This window comes from Streptomyces typhae, from assembly GCF_009755605.1.
Classification (GTDB): domain Bacteria; phylum Actinomycetota; class Actinomycetes; order Streptomycetales; family Streptomycetaceae; genus Streptomyces; species Streptomyces typhae.
Map to the genome: position 1 here is coordinate 111,675 of NZ_WPNZ01000004.1, position 19,845 is coordinate 131,519.

Genomic DNA, 19,845 nt, shown 5'->3' on the forward strand with positions numbered 1-19,845 from the left:
TGACCTTTCAGGCGAGTTCATCGGCTCAGGACCTACCGAGTTGTTCATCGAGCAGTGCGAGCAGTTCGTCCGCCGACGCGGTGCGCGCGTCCGGCCCGGAGTCGGCCGGTTCCGTGGTGGTGTGCGCCCCCTCCAGCCTGGAAAGGAGCGCGCGAAGGCGGTCACCGACGGCGTCGGTCCGCTGGTCGTCCGGGGCGAGGAGGGCCAGTGCGGCCTCGAGACGGTCCAGTTCGGCGTCGATGGTCGGTGCTTTCGCGCCCGGCATCTGCTCCAGTACGTGGGCGGCGAGCGCGGACGGGTTGGGATGGTCGAAGACGAGCGTCGAGGGCAGGCTCAACCCGGTGACGGAGTTGAACACGTTGCGGAACTCGACCGCGGTGAGCGAGTCGAAGCCCAGGTCCTTGAACGCCCGGCCGGGTTCCACCATCGAGGAGCTGTCGTAGCTGAGGACGGCCGCCACCTGCTCCCGTACGAGGTCCAGTACGGCGCGCTCCTGGTCGGGGCCGGACAGCGCGGCGAGCCTGGACCGCAGGTCGAGGGGCGCGTCCTGTTCGGCGGCGGCGGCCGCCGCGGGGGCGGGGCGCGCGGCGGGCAGTTCCCGCAGCAGCGACGGCGGCAGCGAGGACGCGTACAGGTTCCAGTCGATGTCCGCCACGACGAGGACCGTCGGATCGGCCTGGCGTACGGCGCGGTCCAGTGCGGTGATGGCGAGGGCGGGCTCGAAGGGGGTGGTGCCGCGGCCGCGCAGGATCTCGCCGAGTTTCTCGCTGACCATGCCGCCGCCGCCCCACGGCCCCCACGCCACCGAGTGGGCGGCCAGGCCCGCCGCCGCGCGCTGTTCGGCCAGCGCGTCGAGGAAGGCGTTGGCGGCGGCGTAGCTGCCCTGGGCCACCGCGCCGAAGGTGCCCGAGATCGAGGAGAACATCACGAACGCGGACAGCTCCAGGTCCCGGGTCAGCTCGTCCAGGTGGACCGCCGCGTCGACCTTGGGCCGCAGCACGGTGGCGAGGCGGTCCGGGGTGAGCGCGGTCAGCACGCCGTCGTCCAGGACGCCCGCCGTGTGCATGACCGCGGTGAGCGGGTGCTCCGCGGGCACCGAGGCGAGGAGTTCCGCGACCGCGTCCCGGTCGGCGACGTCGCAGGCGGCGATCGTCACCTGCGCGCCGAGGGCGGTCAGCTCCGCGTGCAGTTCCGTGGCGCCTTCGGCGTCCGGTCCGCGCCTGCTGGTGAGGAGCAGGTGGTCGGCGCCCTTCGCGACGAGCCACCTGGCGACGTGGGCGCCGATTCCGCCGGTGCCGCCGGTGACGAGCACGGTGCCGGTGGGGTCCCAGTCGCCGAGGTGTCCCGCGGGGGCCTGCACCAGCCTGCGGGCGAAGACGCCGTTCGCGCGGAGCGCGACCTGGTCCTCCTCCGGTGTGCCGGACAGGATGCCCGCGAGGCGCGCCCCGGCACGGTCGTCGAGTGCCTGGGGCAGGTCGACGAGGCCGCCCCAGCGCTCGGGCTGCTCCTTGCCGACGCAGCGGGCGAGGCCCCAGTTCATGGCCTGTTCGGGGCGGACGGGGGTGTCGGAGCGGCCGGTCGTGACGCCGCCGCGGGTCGCGTACCACAGCGGGGCGTCGAGGCCGGCGTCGCCGAGTGCCTGGACGAGGGCGAGGTTCGCGTACAGGCCGCCCGCGGGCAGTTCGGGGTCGAGGGCGAGGAGCGAGAGCACACCGGTGACGGGTTCACCGGCTGTGAGGGGCGCCACCAGCGACTCCCTGTCGAGGGCCGCACCGGCCCTGACCGGCAGTACGCGTGCTCCGTGCCGGGTCAGCGCCGCCGTGACGGACTCCTCCTCGGCGCCGTCGCGGCTGACGACGAGCCAGGTGCCGGTGAGGGCGGCGGTGGGCTCGGGGACGGGCAGCCAGGCGACGCGGTAGCGCCAGCCGTCGGTCTCGGAGTTCGCGGACTGTGTCTGCCGCCAGGACGCGAGGCGGGGAAGCACGGCGCTGATCGGGTCGTCGAGGGACACGTCGAGCTCGCCCGCGAGGTCGCCGAGGTCGCCGTCCGCGACGGCCGCCCAGAAGCGGGCGTCGACGGTGCCGGTGGCGTCGCCCTTGGGGGCGGCCGCCGGGTTCGGCCAGAACCGCTTGCGCCGGAAGGCGTAGGTGGGCAGGTCCACGCGCTGTCCCGCGGGTGTCACCTGCCGCCAGTCGAAGGGCAGGCCCTGGACATACCCTTCGGCGACGGAGTGCAGGAACCGGTCGAGGTCGCCGTCGTCGCGGCGCAGTGTGCCCACGACGACGGCCGCGCCGTCGGTCGCCTCCAGGGTCTCGCGCACCCCGAAGGTCAGGACGGGGTGGGGGCTGCACTCGACGAACACGCCGACGCCACGCTCGATCAGACCACGGGTGGCGTCCTCGAACCGCACGGTGTTGCGGAGGTTCTGGTACCAGTACTCGGCACCCACCTCGGCCCCGGTCAGCCACTCACCGGTGACCGTGGACAGCATCGGCACCCTCGCCTCCCGGGGCTCGATCCCCGCAAGGACCTGTGCCAGCTCGCCCTCGATGCGCTCGACATGCGACGAGTGCGAGGCGTAGTCCACCGGCACCCGCCGGGCCCGCACCTCATCGACCGCGCAGGACTCCATCAACTCGTCCAGCGCGTCAGCGTCGCCCGCCACCACCACCGAACGAGGGCCGTTGACGGCGGCCACGGATATACGCCCGTCCCAGCGGGCTGTGCGCTCCCGCGCCTGCTCCACCGTCGCCGCGAGCGACACCATGCCGCCCTGACCCGACAGCGCCAGGATCGCCTTACTGCGCAGGGCCACCACCTTCGCGGCGTCCTCCAGGGACAGCGCACCCGCGACATGAGCCGCCGCGATCTCCCCCTGGCTGTGACCCACCACCGCGTCCGGCTCCACACCGTACGAACGCCACAGCGCCGCCAGCGACACCATCACCGCCCACAACGCGGGCTGCACCACATCCACCCGCTCCAACGCGGACCCATCACCGAGGACCTCGTACAACGACCAGTCCACGAACGGAGCCAGCGCCTCGGCACACGCGTCGAGCGAGGCCCGGAACACCGGCGACGATTCCGCGAGGTCCGCGCCCATGGTCAGCCACTGCGAGCCCTGGCCGGGGAACACGAAGGCGACCTTGCCCGCGAGTCCCGCGACGCCCGTCGCCACGTGCGCCGACTCGACGCCCCGTGCGAGCGCCGTCGGTCCCTCGACGAGGGCGGCGAGTCCGGCGAGGAGGCCGTCGCGGTCCTGGCCCACGAGGACGGCCCGGCTGTCGAAGGCCGACCGCGCCTCGGTGAGCGTGGTGGCGACGTCGAGCATGTTCAGCTCGGGGTGCGCCACGAGGTGGGCGCGCAGCCGCTCGGCCTGCGCCCGCAGGGCGTCGTCGTCCTTGGCGGACACCAGGAGCGGCACCGGGGCCGTGCCCGGCTCGGCGGTCGGTGCGGGGGCCTCCTCGTCGGGTGCCTGCTCGATGATGGCGTGCGCGTTGGTGCCGCTGAACCCGAACGACGACACGCCGAACCGGCGGGGCCGCTCGGTGTCGGGCCAGGGGCGGGCCTCGCTGAGGAGGGCGATGTCACCGGCTGTCCAGTCGACCTCCGGGGTGGGTTCGGCGACGTTCAGCGTCTTCGGCAGCACGCCGTGCCGCATCGCCATGACCATCTTGATGATGCCCGCGACACCGGCCGCGCCCTGCGTGTGGCCGATGTTGGACTTCACCGACCCGAGCCACAGGGGGCGGTCGGCGGGCCGGTCCTGGCCGTAGGTGGCGAGGAGCGCCTGGGCCTCGATGGGGTCGCCGAGGGTGGTGCCGGTGCCGTGCGCCTCGACGGCGTCCACGTCGGACGCCGTGAGTCCCGCGCTGGCCAGGGCCTGCCGGATCACCCGCTGCTGGGCGGGGCCGTTGGGCGCGGTGAGGCCGTTGGACGCGCCGTCCTGGTTGAGCGCCGAGCCGCGCACGACCGCGAGCACCTGGTGCCCGTTGCGCCGCGCGTCGGACAGGCGTTCAAGGACGACGGTGCCGACGCCCTCGCCCCAGCCGGTGCCGTCCGCGTCCGACGAGAAGGGCCTGCACCGGCCGTCGGTGGACAGGCCGCGCTGGCGGCTGAACTCGATGAACGAGCCGGGCGTCGTCATCACCGTGACACCGCCGGCGAGCGCCATCGAGCAGTCGCCCGTCCGCAGCGACTGCACCGCCATGTGCAGGGCGACCAGGGACGACGAGCACGCCGTGTCCACCGTCACCGCGGGGCCTTCGAGGCCGAAGGCGTAAGCGACGCGGCCGGACACGACGCTCGCCGCGTTGCCGGTCCCGACGAAGCCTTCGACGGTCTCCTCGCTCTCCGCGAGGAGCATCGTGTAGTCCTGCACGTTCGAGCCGGTGAAGACGCCGATGTCACGCCCCCGCACCGAGCCCGGGTCGATCCCGGCGCGTTCGAACGCCTCCCAGGACGTCTCCAGGAGCAGCCGCTGCTGCGGGTCCATCGCGAGGGCCTCGCGCGGCGAGATCCCGAAGAACGCCGGGTCGAACAGGTCGGCGTCGTAGAGGAATCCGCCTTCCCGTGCGTACGAGGTGCCGGTGCGCGCCGGGTCGGGGTCGTACAGGTTCGCCAGGTCCCAGCCGCGGTTGGCGGGGAACTCGCCGATGGCGTCGACGCCGTTGTCGACGAGCCGCCACAGGTCCTCGGGCGAGTTCACCCCGCCGGGGAACCGGCAGCTCATCGCGACGATCGCGATGGGCTCGTCGGTGACGGCCGTGGCCGTCCGGGTGGCCGTCGCGGTGACGGGTGCGCCCACGAGGTGGGTGCCGAGGTGCTCGGCGAGTGCCGCGGGGGTCGGGTAGTCGAAGACCAGCGTGGCGGGCAGGCGCAGTTCGGTGGCCGCGCCGAGGCGGTTGCGCAGTTCGACGGCGGTCAGCGAGTCGAAGCCGAGTTCCTTGAACGCGCGGTCGGGCGCGACGGCCTGGGCGGAGCTGTGGCCGAGGACCACGGCCACATGGTTCAGGACGAGGTCGAGGAGTGCCTCCTGGCGTTCGGCGCCGGTCAGCCCCGCGAGGGACCGCGCGAGCGCCGACCCGGTCGCGGCGGCGGACTCGGCGGTCCTGCGTGCCGTGCCGCGTACGAGTCCGCGCAGGAGGTGCGGTACGGGGGTGGAGCGTGCCTGCCGGTGCAGCACGGGCAGGTCGAGCGGGACCGGGGCGAGGACGGCACGCCCCGTGGTGCCCGCCGCGTCGAACAGGGCCAGGCCCCGGGCGGCGCGGAGGGGGATCAGGCCACCGCGGCCCATCCGCTTGACGTCGGCCTCGTCGAGCTGCCCTGCCATGCCGCCGGCCTCGGCCCACAGACCCCACGCGAGGGACGTGGCGGGCAGTCCGGCGGCGCGGCGGTGCTGGGCGAGGGCGTCCAGGAAGGTGTTGGCCGCCGCGTAGTTGCCCTGGCCAGGGCCGCCGAGCGTGCCGGCCACGGAGGAGAACAGCACGAACGCCGACAGGTCCGATTCCTTCGTCAGCTCGTGGAGGTGCCAGGCCGCGTCGACCTTGGGCCGGAACACCGTGTCGATCCGCTCGGGTGTGAGTGACCCGATGGTGCCGTCGTCGAGGACGCCCGCCGTGTGCACGACCGCGGTGACGTCGTGTTCGGCCAGCAGTTTCGCGAGGGCGTCGCGGTCGGCCACGTCGCACGCGGCGAGGGTCACCTCGGCTCCCTGCGCGACAAGTTCGTCCCGCAACTCGCTGGCGCCCTCGGCCGCCTCGCCGCGCCTGCTCACCAGGAGCAGCTTCCGTACGCCGCGCTCAGCCACCAGGTGCCGGGCGAACAGACCGCCCAGGGTACCCGTCGCGCCGGTCACAAGGACCGCTCCCGCGCCGAAGCCGGGGTCGTCCGTCACCGACTGCCGCACCCGGGCGAGGCGCGGCACGCTGACGGCGCCGGAGCGGACCGCCACCTGGGGCTCGCCGGTGGAGAGGGCGGCGGGCAGCGCGTCGAGCGACACCGTCTCGTCGTCGAGGTCGACCAGGACGATCCGGTCGGGGTTCTCCGACTGCGCGGACCGCACCAGGCCCCACACCGCGGCCTGCGCGACGTCCCGCACCTGCTCGTCGGCCGACGCGGCGACCGCTCCCCTGGTCACGACGGCCAGGCGGGCCGTCTCGTAGCGCTCGTCCGCGAGCCACGTCCTGACCGCGTCGAGCGCCCAGTGCGAGGCCGCGTGGGCACCGGCGACCGGGTCGGACGCGGAGGTGCCGGGGCAGGGCACGACGACGAAGTCCGCGAGGTCCGAGGACCCGGACCCGGTCAGGGCCTCCAGCTCCGTCCACCAGGTCGTCGGCGGTTCGTCGCCCTCGGGCAGAGGCACCGGTACCCAGTCGACGCCGAACAGCGCGTCGCCGAGGTCGTCACCGGCCGGCTGCGCCTGCGACACGGGGCGCAGGGCCAGCGCGTCGACCGTGGCCACCGGGGCACCGGCCCCGTCCGCGACCGCCAAGGACAGCGCGCCGGTCGCCGCGTCCGCGAAGGGGGTCCCGGCGGCGGGCGCCACCTGCACGCGCAGCACCGTCGCACCGGAGGCGTGCAGGCGCACACCCGACCACGCGAACGGCAGCCCGCCGACGGCCTCGTCCGTCAGTCCGGCCGCCTGCGACGCCGCGTCGAGAAGCGCCGGGTGCAGGCCGAAGCCACCGGCCGCCGTGCCCTCGGGGAGCGCGACCTCGGCGAACACCTCGTCGCCCTTGCGCCACGCGGCCCGCAGGCCCTGGAACACCGGCCCGTACGCGAGTCCTTCCTCGGCCGCACGGTCGTAGAACCCCTCCAGGTCCACGACGTCCGCGCCCGCGGGCGGCCACTCGGCCAGCGAGAGCCCGGCGGAGGGGACATCCGCACGCAGCACACCGGTGGCGCGCCGCGTCCACGTCCGGTCGTCGTCGCCCGCAGCGGTGTAGAACGTCAGCTCGCGCCGGCCCGAGGTGTCCGCCGCGCCGACGGACACCTGCACCCGCACCGAGCCGCTGTCGGGCAGGGCGAGCGGCGACTCGACGGTCAGCTCCTCGACGAGGTCGCAGCCGACCTGGTCGCCCGCGCGCACCGCGAGTTCGACGAACACGGAACCGGGCAGCAGCACCGCGCCCCGGACCACGTGGTCGGCCAGCCACGGGTGGGTCCTGACCGAGAGGCGGCCGGTGAGGAGCACGCCGTCGGTGCCGCCCACGGCGAGCGTGGCGCCGAGGAGCGGATGTTCCGCCGCACCGAGCCCGGCCGCGCCGACGTCACCGATGGCGGGCAGCGTGTCCAGCCAGTAGCGCTGCCGCTGAAACGCGTACGTCGGCAGCTCGACCCGGCGCGCGCCGCTGCCCTCGAAGCGGGCGGCCCAGTCCACGGAGGTGCCCCGCACATACGCTTCCGCGACCGCGGCGGTCAGCGCCGTCTCTTCGGGGCGGTCGGTGCGCAGTGCCGGTACGAAGGCCGCGTCGGGCGCGGTCTCCTGGCCGAGCGCGGACAGGGTGCCGCCGGGACCGACCTCGACGAACGTGCCCACGCCCTCGACGGCCAGAGTGCGCACGGCGTCGGCGAACCGCACCGACTCCCGCACATGCCGCACCCAGTACTCCGGCGACGAGAGTTCCTCCGTGGAGGCCGTCCGACCCGTCAGCGTCGACACGATCGGGACGGCGGGAGCCTCGTACGACACCCCTTCGAGGACCTGCCGGAAGTCGTCCAGCATCGGGTCCATCAGCGGCGAGTGGAACGCGTGGCTGACCCGGAGCCGGGCCACCTTGCGGCCCGCCTCGCGCCACCGCTCGGCGACCGCGTCGACGTCGGCGGCGGCACCGGAGACGACCACCGACGTCGGGCCGTTGGCGGCCGCGATGCCCACGGTCCCGGGCAGCTCCGACGCGAGAACCTCGGCTTCCGTGGCCTGGATCGCAATCATCGCGCCGCCGGCGGGCAGCGCCTGCATCAGCGCACCCCGCGCCGACACCACCTTCACGGCGTCCGCGAGGGACCACACACCGGCGACGTGCGCCGCTGCCAGCTCACCGATCGAGTGACCGGCCAGCACATCCGGCCGGACTCCCCAGGACTCGAGCAGACGGAAGAGAGCGACCTCGACCGCGAACAACGCGGGCTGCGTCACCCCCGTCTCGTTCAGGGCGTCGGCGTCCTCACCGAACAGCACCTCCCGCACCCGCGGATCGCACTCGTCCAGTACGAGATCCAGGGCATCGGCGAACACCGGGAAAAGGTCCGCCAGTTCACGGCCCATGCCGAGCCGCTGCGAGCCCTGACCCGAGAACAGGAAGGCGACGCGGCGGGGTGCCGCCTCGCCGACCACGACTCCCGGCGCGTCCCGGCCTTCGGCGAGGGCGGCGAGGGCCGACTGGAACCCGGCGGGCTCCGCGGCCGTGATCACCGCGCGGTGGGAGAGCGCCGCCCGCGTCGTCGCGAGCGAGTGGCCCACGTCGAGGGGCGACTGCGCGTCCGCGTAGGGCAGGAGCCGCTCGGCCTGGCCGCGCAGGGCGGCCGCGTCACGGGCCGAGAGGACCCACGGCACCAGGCCGCCGCCTGCACGCCGCGGCTCGGGCGCTTCCGCGGGCTCGCTCGGCTGCTCCGCGGGCGCCTGCTCGATGACGGTGTGGGCGTTCGTGCCGCTCACGCCGAACGACGACACACCGGCCCGCCACGGCCGGTCCGCGGCAGGCCACGCGCGCTGCTCGGTGAGCAGGCGCACGGCGCCCGCCGACCAGTCCACGTGGGAGGAGGGCTCGTCGACGTGCAGGGTGCGGGGCAGCACGCCGTGCCGCATCGACATGACCATCTTGATGATGCCCGCCACACCCGCGGCGGCCTGCGTGTGACCGATGTTCGACTTGATCGAGCCCAGCCACAGCGGCCGGTCGGCGGACCGGTCCTGACCGTAGGTCGCGAGCAGGGCCTGCGCCTCGATGGGGTCGCCGAGCTTGGTGCCCGTGCCGTGGGCCTCGACGGCGTCCACGTCGGACGGCGTCAGACCGGCGCTGGCGAGGGCCTGGCGGATCACCCGCTGCTGGGAAGGCCCGTTGGGGGCGGTGAGGCCGTTGGACGCGCCGTCCTGGTTGACGGCGGAGCCCCGTACGACCGCGAGGACCTGGTGGCCGTTGCGCCGGGCGTCGGAGAGACGCTCCACGAGGAGCATGCCGACGCCCTCGCCCCAGCCCGTGCCGTCCGCGCCGTCGGCGAACGCCTTGCAGCGGCCGTCCGCGGCGAGGCCCCGCTGACGGCTGAACTCCACGAACGCGCCGGGGGTCGACATCACGGTGACACCGCCGGCGAGGGCCAGCGAGCACTCGCCGGAACGCAGCGACTGCACCGCCATGTGCAGGGCGACCAGGGACGACGAGCACGCCGTGTCGACGGTGACGGCGGGCCCTTCGAGACCGAACGTGTACGACAGACGGCCGGAGATGACGCTCGCCGCGCTGCCCGTGCCCACGAAGCCCTCGACCTCTTCCCGCGCGGCCATCAACAGCGCCGCGTAGTCCTGGCCGTTGGTGCCGACGAACACACCCGACCGGCTGCCCCGCACCGACTCCGGGTCGATGCCCGCCCGCTCGAACACCTCCCAGGACGTCTCCAGGAGCAGCCGCTGCTGCGGGTCCATCGCCGCGGCCTCGCGCGGCGAGATGCCGAAGAACGCCGGGTCGAAGTCCATCGCGTCGTCGAGGAACCCGCCCTCACGCGCGTAGGTGGTGCCCGCGGTGTCGGGGTCGGGGTCGTACAGCGACTCCACGTCCCAGCCGCGGTCGGCCGGGAACTCCGACATCGCGTCGCCGCCCGCCGCCACCAGGCGCCACAGGTCTTCCGGTGACGCGACCCCGCCGGGGAAGCGGCAGCTCATGCCGACGATCGCGATGGGCTCGTCGGACCCGGTCACGGTCAGGGTGTGGTCGGTGGCCGCCACGTCGAGCACTTCGCCGAGGAGTTCGGCGCCGAGGTGCGCCGCGAGGGCGGCGGGGTTCGGGTGGTCGAAGACGAGCGTGGCGGGCAGGGCGAGGTCGGTGGCCGTGTTGAGCCGGTTGCGCAGCTCGACGGAGCTGAGCGAGTCGAAGCCGAGTTCCTTGAACGCGCGGTCGGGCGCGACGGCCCCCGCCGAGCCGTGGCCGAGCACCGCGGCCACATGGCCGAGCACGAGGTCGAGGAGTGTCTTCTCGCGTTCGGCGGCGGTCAGTCCCGCCAGGGACCGCGCGAGCGCCGACCGGCCCGCCGCGGGTGCGGCGGCCCTGCGTGCCGTGCCGCGTACGAGTCCGCGCAGGAGGTGCGGTACGGGAGTGGAGCGCGCCTGCCGGTGCAGCACGGGCAGGTCGAGCGGTACCGGGGCGAGGAGCGCGCGCTCCGTGGAGCCCGCCGCGTCGAACAGCGCGAGGCCCTCGGCGGGGCGGAGCGGGATCATCCCGCCCCGGGCGAGGCGCCGTACGTCGGTCTCGGCGAGCTGCCCTGCCATGCCGCTGTCGGCCCACAGGCCCCACGCCAGCGAGGTCGCGGGCAGGCCCTGGGCGCGGCGGTGCTGGGCGAGGGCGTCCAGGAAGGTGTTGGCCGCCGCGTAGTTGCCCTGGCCGGGTGCGCCGAGGGTGCCCGACACCGAGGAGAACAGGACGAACGCGGACAGGTCCAGGTCGCGGGTCAGCTCGTGCAGGTGCCAGGCCGCGTCGACCTTGGGCCGGAACACCGTGTCGATCCGCTCCGGCGTGAGCGAGCCGATGACGCCGTCGTCGAGGACACCGGCGGTGTGGACGACGGCGGTGACCTCGTGCTCGGCGAGCAGCGCCGCGAGGGCGTCGCGGTCCGCCACGTCGCAGGCGGCGAGGGTCACCTCGGCGCCCTGCGCGACAAGTTCGTCCCGCAGCTCGCTGGCGCCCTCGGCCGCCTCGCCGCGCCTGCTCACCAGGAGCAGTTTGCGCACCCCGCGCGCGGCGACCAGGTGCCGGGCGAACAGACCGCCCAGGGTGCCCGTCGCGCCGGTCACGAGGACCGCTCCCGTGCCGAAGCCGGGGTCGCCGTCCGCCGTGGAGTGCCCGGCCGCCCTGGCCAGGCGGGGTACGTGGATCTCACCGGAACGCACGGCGAGCTGCGGCTCCCCGGTGGCGAGGGCGGACGGCAGCGCGTCCAGCGAGGCGGCCTCGTCGTCGAGGTCGACCAGGACGATCCGGTCGGGGTTCTCCGACTGCGCGGACCGCACCAGGCCCCACACCGCGGCCTGTGCCAGGTCGCGTACGTCGTCCTCGGCCGCAGTGGCGATCGCGCCGCTGGTGGCGACGGCCAGGCGCGCCGTCTCGTACCGCTCGTCGGCGAGCCAGGTCTGGATCGTGTGCAGCGCCCGGTGCGCGGCCTCGTGGGCGGCGGTGACCGGGTCGGACGCGGCGGTGGCCGGGCAGGGCACGACGACGAAGTCCGCGAGGTCCGCGGTCCCCTGCCGGGTCAGGGTCTCCAGGTCGGCCCACCGGGTGGTGGTGGCGGTGCCCCCGGCCGGGGGCACCGCCACCCAGTCGACGCCGAACAGCGCGTCCCGGTCCTGCCGCTGCCGTGTCAGGGTCGCCGCCGGGCGGAGCACCAGCGAGTCGACCGTGGCGACCGGGGCGCCGGCCCCGTCGGCGACCGCCAACGCCACTCCCCCGGCGACCCCGTTCGGCGTCTCGTCCGACGTCGCGGGCGTCAACCGCACGCGCAGCGCCGTCGCGCCCGAGGCGTGCAGCCGCACCCCCGTCCACGCGGACGGCAGCGCACCGGAGCGGTCGGCGTCGCCGGTCAGGCCGATGGCGTGCAGGGCCGCGTCGAGGAGCGCCGGGTGCAGGCCGAAGCCTTCGACCGCCGTGCCCTCGGGGAGCGCGACCTCGGCGAACACCTCGTCGCCCTTGCGCCACGCGGCCCGCAGGCCCCGGAACACAGGCCCGTACGCGAGTCCTTCCTCGGCCGCACGGTCGTAGAACCCCTCCAGGTCCACGACGTCCGCGCCCGCGGGCGGCCACTCGGCCAGCGAGGCCCCGGCGGACGGGACGCCCGCACGCAGCACACCGGTGGCGTGCCGGGTCCACGAACCGGCGTCGGCGGCGGCACCGGTACTGGAGTGGAACGTCAGCTCGCGGCGGCCGGAGTCGTCCGCCGCGCCGACCCACATCTGCACCCGCACCGAGCCGCCCTCGGGCAGGACGAGCGGCTCCTCCAGGGTGAGTTCCTCCACCAGGTCGCAGCCGACCTGGTCACCGGCCCGCACCGCGAGGTCGACCATCGCCGTGCCCGGCAGCAGCACCGAGCCCTCGATGAGGTAGTCGGCCAGCCACGGGTGGGACCGGGCCGACAACCGGCCCGTCAGGAGCACTCCGTCCGTGCCGCCCACCGTCACGCTCGCGCCCAGCAGCGGATGCTCCGCCGCGCCGAGCCCGATCGCCCCGGCGTCGCCGGTCGCGGACAGCGTCTCGGGCCAGTAGCGCTGCCGCTGGAACGCGTACGTCGGAAGCTCCACACGGCGGGCGCCCCGCCCGGAGAAGAACAGCTCCCAGTCGACGTGCACGCCGCGTGCGTGAATCTGACCCAGCGCCGTCGTGGCGGCCACCGTCTCGGGGCGGTCGGTGCGCAGTGCCGGTACGAAGGCCGCGTCGGGCGCGGACTCCTGGCCGAGGGCGGACAGGGTGCCGCCGGGACCGATCTCCACGAACGTGCCGACGCCCTCGGCGGCCAGCGTGTTCACGGCGTCGGCGAACCGCACCGACTCGCGCACGTGGCGCACCCAGTACTCGGGGGACGCCAGCTCCTCGGCGGTCGCGCGGGCGCCGGTCAGCGTCGACACGATCGGGATGGCGGGAGCCTCGTACGAGACCCCTTCGAGAACCTGCCGGAAGTCGTCAAGCATCGGCTCCATCAGCGGCGAGTGGAACGCATGGCTCACCTTGAGACGGGACACCTTGCGGCCCGCCGCACGCCACCGCTCCGCCACCACCTCCGCGTCAGCGGCAACACCCGAAATCACCGCAGAGGAGGGCCCGTTGACCGCCGCGATACCCACCGTCTCCGGCAGGTCGGCCGCCACCTCGTCCTCGGACGCCTGGATCGCGATCATCGCACCACCGGTAGGCAGCGCCTGCATCAGCTCGCCACGCGCCGACACCACCTTCACCGCGTCGGCCAACGACCACACACCAGCCACGTGCGCCGCTGCCAGCTCACCGATCGAGTGACCGGCCAGCACATCCGGCCGGACTCCCCACGACTCAAGCAGACGGAACAGCGCCACCTCCACCGCGAACAACGCAGGCTGCGTCACCCCCGTCTCGTTCAGCGCGTCCGCGTCCTCACCGAACAGCACCTCCCGCACCCGCGGCTCGAACGCGTCCAGGACCGTGTCCAGCGCTTCGGCGAACACCGGGAAAAGGTCCGCCAGTTCACGGCCCATGCCGAGCCGCTGCGACCCCTGCCCCGAGAACAGGAAGCCCAATCTGCCCGGTTCGTCGGCGACTCCGGTGACCACAGTGCCGGTCTCCCGGCCTTCGGCCATCGCCGTCAGTGTGTCCAGGAACTCGGCGCGGTCGGTGGCCACGAGCACCGCGCGGTGGTCCAGCGCCGTACGTGTCGTCGCGAGCGAGTAACCGATGTCGACGAGCGGCGTGTCCGCACCGACGACGGTCAGCAGCCGCTCCGCCTGCGCGCGCAGGGCGGTCGCGTCGGCAGCCGAGAGGGGCCACGGCACCGGGCCGCCGTCGCGCGCCGGCTCCGTGGGTGCCGGGGGCTCGCTCGGCTCCTCCAGGGGCGCCTGCTCGATGATGGTGTGCGCGTTGGTGCCGCTGAACCCGAACGACGACACACCTGCGCGCAGCGGCTCACCGGTCCGCGGCCACGGCTGGGGCTCCGCGAGGAGTTCCACGGCGCCCGCGGACCAGTCGACGTGCGGCGACGGCTCGTCGACGTGCAGGGTGCGGGGCAGCACGCCGTGCCGCATCGACATGACCATCTTGATGATGCCCGCCACACCCGCGGCGGCCTGCGTGTGACCGATGTTCGACTTGATCGAGCCCAGCCACAGCGGCCGGTCGGCGGACCGGTCCTGACCGTAGGTCGCGAGCAGGGCCTGCGCCTCGATCGGGTCGCCGAGGGTGGTGCCCGTGCCGTGCGCCTCGACCGCGTCCACGTCGGAGGGTGCCAGGCCCGCGCTCGCAAGGGCCTGGCGGATCACCCGCTGCTGCGAGGGGCCGTTCGGCGCGGTCAGGCCGTTGGACGCGCCGTCCTGGTTGACCGCGGAGCCCCGTACGACAGCGAGGACCTGGTGGCCGTTGCGCCGGGCGTCGGAGAGGCGCTCCACGAACAGCATGCCGACACCTTCGCCCCAGCCGGTGCCGTCGGCCGCGGCGGCGAACGCCTTGCAGCGGCCGTCCTCCGCGAGGCCCCGCTGGCGGCTGAACTCGATGAAGGAGCCCGGCGTCGACATCACGGTGACACCACCGGCGAGGGCCAGCGAGCACTCGCCGGAACGCAGGGCCTGCACCGCCAGGTGGAGAGCCACGAGGGAGGACGAGCACGCCGTGTCCACGGTGACGGCGGGGCCTTCGAAGCCGAACGTGTACGACAGGCGGCCCGAGGCCACGCTGGCCGCGTTGCCGGTCGCCACGTAGCCGCCGACGTCCTCGGCCGCCCCGCCGAGGACCACTCCGTAGTCCTGCATGTTCGAGCCGACGAACACGCCGACGCGCTCGCCGCGCAGCGACGCCGGGTCGACTCCGGCGCGCTCGAACGCCTCCCAGGACGTCTCCAGGAGCAGCCGCTGCTGCGGGTCCATCGCGAGGGCCTCGCGGGGCGAGATCCCGAAGAACGCCGGGTCGAAGTCCGCAGCGCCGTAGAGGAAGGCACCCATGCGGCTGTAGCTGGTGCCCGAGGTGTCGGGGTCGGGGTCGTACAGCGACTCGACGTCCCAGCCGCGGTCGGCCGGGAAGTCCGAGACGGCGTCCCCGCCGGCCTGGAGGAAGTCCCACAGGTCCTCGGGGCTGGTGACGCCGCCGGGGAACCGGCACGCCATCGCCACGATCGCGATGGGCTCGTCGGCCGCGCCGGAGACGGCGGCCGGGGCCGCGGGGGTGGCCGCCGCGGCTCCGGACAGTTCCGTCCGCAGGTAGGCGGCGAGAACGGCGGCGTTGGGGTAGTCGAAGACCAGGGTCGCGGGCAGCGCGATGCCGGTGGCGTCGCGGAGCCGGGCGCGCAGTTCGACGGCCGTCAGCGAGTCGAAGCCGAGTTCCTTGAACGCGCGCGTCGGCGAGAACGCGTCACCGGAGACGTGTCCGAGGACGGCGGCGGCCTCGTACCGTACGAGGTCGGTGAGCTGCCGTTCCTGCTCGGCCTCGTCGAGCCCGGCGAGGCGCCGCGCCAGGGCGGACGTGCCGCCGTCCGCCGACGCCGCGCCGAACGCGGCACGGACGTCGGGCAGTTCGCCGAGAAGGGGGCTGGGCCGCTGCGCCATGAAGGTGCCCGCGAACCGGGTCCAGTCGACGTCGGCGACGACGATGTTCTCGTGGCCGCGCTCCAGGGCCGTGGCCAGCCCGGCGAGGGCCAGGTCGGGCGGCATCGTCGCGAGGCCGCGGCGCCGCAGCTGCGCGGCGGCGTCCTGCCCGGAGTCGGCGACCATGCCGCCGCCGCCCCACGGGCCCCACGCGACGGCCGTGGCGGGCAGACCCGCCGCCCGGCGGTGCTCGGCGAGGGCGTCCAGGTAGGCGTTGGCGGCGGCGTACCCGCCTTGTCTGCCGCTGCCCCACACACCGGCGATGGACGAGAACAGCACGAACGCGTCCAGCGGTGTGTCGGCGAGGAGTTCGTGGAGGTTGCGGGCGCCGTCGACCTTGGCCGTCAGGACATCGGCGAACCCGGCCAGGTCCCCCGGGTCGAGATCGGCGAGGGCGGCCGTCCGCTCGATGCCCGCCGCGTGCACCACCGCGGTGAGGGGAAACTCGTCCGGCACCGACGCCAGGACGCCCGCGAGCGCGTCACGGTCGGCCGCGTCACAGGCCACGACCGTGACCCGAGCAGCACCCAACTCCACCAGCTCAGCGCGCAGTTCCTCCGCACCCTCAGCCGCAGGCCCACGCCTACTGGTCAGGAGCAGGTGCTCGGCACCCCTCCCCACCAGCCACCGGGCGACATGCGCACCCAACGCACCGGTACCACCGGTCACCAGAACCGTGCCGCGCGGCGACCAGCCGGAAGCGGACGCCCCACCCAGCGGTGCGGGCACCAGCCTGCGGCCCAGGATCCGGTTGCCCCGCAGGGCGACCTGGTCCTCGCCGTTCGTCCCGGCGAGGACGGAGGCCAGGAGGTCACCGGCCCTGTCGTCGCGCGCCTCCGCCAGGTCGACGAGACCACCCCAGCGACCCGGCTGCTCCAGCGCCGCGACCCGGCCAAGACCCCACAGCATCCCCTGCTCGAACCCGGCCACCACATCGCCCGAGCCCACCGACACCGCACCCGACGTCAGGCACCACAACGGCACCTCCACGTCACCAAGACCCTGCAAGAGCGCAACCGTCGCCGCGACACCGGCGGATACGGTTCCCTCGCCCGGGGCGGCGAACCCGAGGAGCGAGACCACACCGCGCAGAGCCGACAGGTCGGTCAACTCCGCAGCCCAGTCGGCCGCTTCGACGTCCACGTGCAGGACGCGCACCTCGTCCGCGCCGTTCCGTGCCAGCGACTCCCGCACCCACGCGGCGCGGTCCTCACCGGTCGGCGCGACGATCAGCCACGTACCGTCGAGACGCCTGTTCCCGGCGGTCATCTGCCGCCACTCGACGCGGTACCGCCAGTCCTCCACGGCGGTGCGGCCCTGCTGCTCCTTGCGCCACGCGGAGAGGCGGGGCAGCACCGTGCTCAGCGGGTCGTCGGACGACACCTCCAGGGTGGCGGCCAGGTCGGCGATGTCGCCGTCCTCGACGGCACCCCAGAACCGGGCCTCGACCGGGGACATCCGCTCGACGCCCATGCTGACGGCGGCGGCGTCCAGCCAGTAGCGCACCCGCTGGAACGGGTACGTCGGCAGGTCCACCCGCCGCGCCCCGCTGCCGGCGAAGTAGGCGTTCCAGTCGACCGGCACGCCCCGCGCGTGCAGCGTGGCGACCGTGGTGACGAGGGCGTTCTCCTCGGGCCTGTCGCCGCGCAGCGCGGGCAGGAAGACGGCGTCGGGCGCGCTTCCCGGGCCGAGGGCGGACAGCGTCCCACCCGGCCCGACCTCGACGAACGTCCCCACACCTTCGGCGATCAACGTGTTCACGGCGTCGGCGAACCGCACCGACTCGCGCACGTGCCGCACCCAGTACTCCGGCGACGAGAGTTCCTCCGTGGAGGCCGTCCGACCCGTCAGCGTCGACACGATCGGGACGGCGGGAGCCTCGTACGAGACCTCTTCGAGGACCTGCCGGAAGTCGTCCAGCATCGGGTCCATCAGCGGCGAGTGGAACGCATGGCTCACCTTCAGGCGGGACACCTTGCGGCCCGCCCCGCGCCAGCGCTCCGCCACCGCCTCCGCGTCAGCGGCGACACCCGAAATCACCACGGAATCAGGCCCGTTGACCGCCGCGATGCCCACCGTCTCCGGCAGATCGGCCGCCACCTCGTCCTCGGACGCCTGAATCGCGACCATCGCACCCCCGGCGGGCAGCGCCTGCATCAGCGCACCCCGCGCCGACACCACCTTCACCGCGTCCGCGAGGGACCACACACCGGCGACGTGCGCGGCGGCCAGCTCACCGATCGAGTGACCGGCCAGCATGGCGGGCCGGATGCCCCACGACTCCAGGAGCCGGAACAGCGCCACCTCCACCGCGAACAACGCGGGCTGCGTCACCCCCGTCTCGTTCAACGCGTCCGCGTCCTCACCGAACACGGTCTCCCGTACTCGCGGATCGAACGCGTCCAGGACGAGATCCAGGGCATCGGCGAACACCGGGAAACGGTCCGCCAGTTCACGGCCCATGCCGAGCCGCTGCGACCCCTGACCCGAGAACAGGAAGCCCAGCAGCCCGGTGGTGGCGGTGGCCGTGACGAGGCCCGCTGTCTGCCTGCCCTCCGCCAGTGCGGTCAGGGCGGTCAGCCGGGTCCCGGGGTCGTCCGTGACGACGACCGCGCGGTGTTCGTGAGCCGACCGCGTCGTGGCGAGGGAGAAGCCGACGTCCACGGGGTGCAGGCCGGTCGCGCCGGAGCGCAGCCGTTCGGCCTGGTGCCGCAGGGCCTCCTCGGTCCGCGCAGACAGGACCCACGGCACCTGACCGCCCGGCGCGGGCTCCGGGGCGGGCTCCTGCTCCTCGGCTGCCGGGGCCTGCTCGATGATGGTGTGGGCGTTCGTGCCGCTCACGCCGAACGACGACACACCGGCCCGCCACGGGCGGCCCGTCTCCGGCCACGGCCGGGTCTCCGTGAGGAGTTCCACGGCGCCCGCCGACCAGTCGACGTGCGACGAGGGCTCGGTGACGTGCAGGGTCTTGGGGAGGACGCCGTGCCGCATCGCCATGACCATCTTGATGACACCGGCGACACCGGCGGCGGCCTGGGTGTGACCGATGTTGGACTTGATCGAGCCGAGCCACAGGGGCCGGTCGGCAGGGCGGTCCTGCCCGTAGGTGGCGAGCAGGGCCTGGGCCTCGATGGGGTCGCCCAGCTTGGTGCCGGTGCCGTGGGCCTCCATCGCGTCGACGTCGGACGGCGTCAGGCCGGCACCGGCGAGGGCCTGCCGGATGACGCGCTGCTGGGAAGGACCGTTGGGGGCGGTCAGGCCGTTGGACGCGCCGTCCTGATTCACGGCGGAGCCCCGTACGACCGCGAGGATCTGGTGGCCGTTGCGCTCGGCGTCCGACAACCGCTCGACGAGGAGCATGCCGACGCCCTCGCCCCAGCCCGTGCCGTCGGCGCTGTCCGAGAACGCCTTGCAGCGGCCGTCCTCCGCGAGGCCGCGCTGACGGCTGAACTCGATGAACGAGCCCGGCGTCGACATGACCGTCACGCCGCCGACGAGCGCCAGCTCGCACTCGCCCTTGTGCAGGGCCTGCACGGCCAGGTGCAGGGCGACCAGGGACGACGAGCACGCCGTGTCGACGGTGACGGCGGGCCCTTCGAGACCGAACGTGTACGACAGACGGCCGGAGATGACGCTCGCGGAGATGCCGGTGCCCGCGAAGCCCGCGACCTCTTCCTGCGCGGCCATCAACAGTGCCGCGTAGTCCTGGCCGTTGGTGCCGACGAACACACCCGACCGGCTGCCGCGCAGCGACGCCGGGTCGATCCCGGCCCGCTCGAACACCTCCCAGGACGTTTCGAGGAGCAGCCGCTGCTGGGGGTCCATCGCCGCCGCCTCGCGCGGCGAGATACCGAAGAACTCCGAGTCGAACTGCGGCGCCTCGTAGAGGAACCCGCCCTCGCGGGCGTAGGTCGTACCGGAGTGGTCGGGGTCCGCGTCGTACAGCGACTCCAGGTCCCAGCCGCGGTCGGCGGGGAACCCGGACACCGCGTCGGCACCGGACTCGACAAGGCGCCACAGGTCTTCGGGCGACGCGACCCCACCCGGGAAGCGGCAGCTCATGCCGACGATCGCGATCGGCTCGCTGTCCTTCTCCTCGACCTCGCGGAGCCGTTGCTTGGCCTGCCGCAGGTCGGCGGTCAGCCGCTTCAAGTAGTCGAGGACCTTGTCGTCGTTCGACATGTGCTTGCTACCCCTTTGGGTGAGAGTCCGTGCCCGCTGTGGTGAGAGTCCGTACCGGCTTGTCCGGTCGGTTTCAGTCCGTACCGGTGCGTCCGGTCGGTTTCGTCCGTACCGGTGTGTCCGGTCGATGGCAGTCCGTACTG

1 protein-coding gene is annotated in these 19,845 nt (G+C 74.0%); it reads right to left on the bottom strand.

Translation table 11 applies throughout. The annotated features are described in order from the left end of the window. Positions 1 to 25: 25 nt before the first annotated feature. The gene (locus GPA10_RS09105) at positions 26 to 19,702 is read right to left on the bottom strand and encodes a type I polyketide synthase (RefSeq protein WP_157165045.1); all 19,677 of its coding nucleotides are present in this window, start codon (positions 19,700 to 19,702) and stop codon (positions 26 to 28) included. Positions 19,703 to 19,845: the final 143 nt, after the last annotated feature.